General features: G+C 65.1%; 2 protein-coding genes. Both read right to left on the bottom strand.

Annotated elements, in window-relative coordinates; translation table 11 throughout:
• A partial coding sequence (gene treY, locus HX846_RS35055; RefSeq protein ID WP_178967239.1) for a malto-oligosyltrehalose synthase occupies positions 1 to 2034 on the bottom strand: 2034 nt, incomplete at its 3' end.
• On the bottom strand, positions 2031 to 2966 hold a 936-nt coding region (gene malQ / locus HX846_RS35050; RefSeq protein ID WP_178967238.1), incomplete at its 5' end, for a 4-alpha-glucanotransferase. The genes treY and malQ, both read right to left, overlap by 4 nt.

Raw genomic sequence — 2966 nt, 5'->3', positions numbered from 1 at the left:
GAGCTTGGCTTCACGCAGGGCTTTTTGCTGCCACTGCCACAGGCGCTGGTGATAGTCCGCCAGGCCCTCGGTATCGTCGCGGTGCAGGTCCAGCGGCCAACTGCCCAGCAGCACCTGATAGAGGATCAGTTCGTCACCCGCGTACGGCGTGTTGGCATCGCTGCGCAGGCGGGCGGCGAGGGGGCGCCATTGCTCCACCTGCTCGGCATACCAGTCGGCGGCCTCGCTGAGCACCGCCAGGCGCGCACGGGTATCTTCGCCGCGCTTGTGGTCGTGGGTGGCGGTGGCCAGCAGGTTGTCGGGGAAGGTGCGCAGTCGTTGCTGGTTGACCGCGTGGAAGTCTTCCAGCGGGGCGCTGAATTGTTCGGTGCTGAAACCCACGTCATTGCGCGACAACAACACACCCGAGCGGTAGAACGCAGTGTCTTCCACGGCCTTGGCCGCCGCCGGCGAGGTCAGTTGCTGGAAGCGTACGCAGGCGTGCTTGAGCATCTTGCGTTTGCGGCCCAGGGGGCGGTCGCGCCAGGGTTGGCCGCCGAGCCATTTTTCCAGGTAGTCGAGCACCGGCCAGTCGCCTTCGCTCAAGGTGCTGCGGGCACCGGCCAGGGCTTGCAGGAAAAACACGTCATCCAGTTCGCTGCGGCCCCGGGCGCTGATGTAGGTGCGGTACACCGGGAAATGCACGATCAGTTCCTGCAACGCGCGGCGAATTGCACCCAGGGTCAGGTCGCGGCTCATCACATCGTCCCGAGCCACTTGCAGCAGGGCCTGGGCCACACTTTCAAAATCCCCGGCCAGGGAACCGTTGAGGATCTGCTGCCGGGCCAGCCAGGCTTCTTCGATAAATGAAGACGGGCGCTCGGTGTGGCGGGTCCATAACTCGGCCAGGGGTTCGAAGCCCTTCGGGTCATGTTGCAGCAATGACAGCTGGTTCATGAATTCGTAGCCGGTGGTGCCGTCCACGCGCCAGTCTTCACGCAAGGTTTCGCCTTCGCCGAGGATCTTCTCGACGAAGATCGGCAAGTGCCGCCCACTCGCCAGCGAGTCCACCCGGCGGCGCAGCTTGCGGCAGTAACCGCGCGGGTCGGCGAGGCCGTCGATGTGGTCGATGCGCAGGCCGTCGATCAGGCCTTCGCTGATCAGCTGGAAGATCTTGCCGTGGGTCGCTTCGAACACCGCGCTGCGTTCAACCCGCAGGCCGCCCAGTTCGTTGACGTCGAAGAACCGCCGCCAGTTGATATCGTCCGCTGCCGTGCGCCAGCTGGCCAGGCGATAGCTTTGTTGTTCCAGCAGGTGGTGCAGGCGGGCGAAACCTTCGGGCTGGCGGGCGTCGTAGAGGTCGAGGTTCGCTTCGATGGCTTTCAGGGTTTCGGGGTCGCGGGCGGCCTCGATCAGTTCCTGTTTCAGCGCGGCGGCCTGGGGATAGGCGTCCGGCTGGTAGGCCAGGCTGCTGAAGCGATCGGCCAGCGGCTTGACAGGCACCAGCTCGCCATATTCCCGCGGGCAGATCGGGAAGCGATGTTCGTAATGCTCGACGTAGAAGCTGCCGCGCTGCGGGTCGAAGCGCAGCGGCAGGGCACCCGACTGCAGGGCTTCGCCGTAGTCGCTGCCAAGGAACGGCATCAGCAGTTGGCCCTTGAGCAGCGGGTCTGGCGAGTGCCATTGAATGTCGAAGAATTCGCTGTAGGGACTCAGGCGACCCCATTCCAACAAGTCCAACCACCATAGATTATCGGCACCGCCGACGGCCATATGGTTGGACACGATATCGAGGATCAGCCCCATGTCATGTTCGCGCAACGCCGCAACCAATCGCCGCAGCGCCGGTTCGCCGCCCAGCTCGGGATTGACGGTGGTGGGATCGACCACGTCATAGCCGTGCATCGAACCGGCGCGGGCGCTCAGCAATGGCGAGGCGTAGAGGTGGCTGATGCCCAGTTCGGCGAAGTACGGCACCAGCGGCACGGCGTCGTCGAGGGTGAAGCCCTTATGAAATTGCAGGCGCTGGGTAGCCCGAAGCGTCAATGCTTTCATCGGTCACGCTCTTGGGCCTGGATGCGCGCCACGGCCAGCAGCTCAAGGCGGCGGGCGGCGTTTTCATCATCGAGCAGGGTGGCGGCATCGCCCGGCAGGCGGCGGCGCCAGTTCGGGTGGGTGTCGGTGGTGCCGGGCAGGTTGGATTGTTCCTCGACCCCCAGGGCGTCCTCCAGCGGCAGCAATACCAAGGGTGCGCGGGTGTGGCCCAGGTAGCGCACGCTGGCGTCGATGACGTGGTCGGTTTCGTTGCGCACTTCGTCGATGAAGTTCTGCGGGTCCTGGCTCAAGGCCTGGCGCAGTGCCTGGCGTTCCCGCAGGCGGTGTTCGCTCCATTGCTCGACGGTGGGTGCATCGATCAGGCCCAGCTGGACATTCCAGTCGATATCGCGGCTGTGCCACCAACCGTTGAGGGTCGGCAGGTCGTGGGTGCTGGTGGTGGCCAGCGCGTTGTCCGGCCAATCGAGGATCGGCTTGAACTGGCCGCCGTGGTCTTGTTCGAACAGCAGCACGCGCATCCCAAGGATTGAGCGCGCGATGAGTTTTTCCCGCAGGCCGTCGGGTACGGTGCCGAGGTCTTCACCGAGGACGATCGCCTGGTGGCGGCTCGACTCCAGGGCCAACAGCCGCAGCAGGTCATCCACCGGGTAATACAGGTAGGCGCCGTCCCGTGGCGAGGCGTCCATCGGGATCACCCACAGGCGTTGCAGGCCCATCACATGGTCGATGCGCAAGCCGCCGGCGTGGGCGAAGTTGGCCCGCAGCATTTCGATAAACGCGCGAAAGCCGTTGCGCTTGAGGCCTTCGGGGGAAAACGCGGAAATACCCCAGCCCTGGCCGGCGCGGTTGAGGATGTCAGGTGGCGCACCCACGGTCAGTTCCGCCAACAGTTCATCCTGGCGGCTCCAGGCCTGGCTGCCGCCGCCGTCGGC

The sequence above is a fragment of the Pseudomonas sp. K5002 genome (assembly GCF_013386655.1).
In the GTDB taxonomy this organism is placed as follows: Bacteria; Pseudomonadota; Gammaproteobacteria; order Pseudomonadales; family Pseudomonadaceae; genus Aquipseudomonas.
Note: the sequence above shows the minus strand (reverse complement) of the source record. Positions and strands in the feature narration are given on the sequence as shown.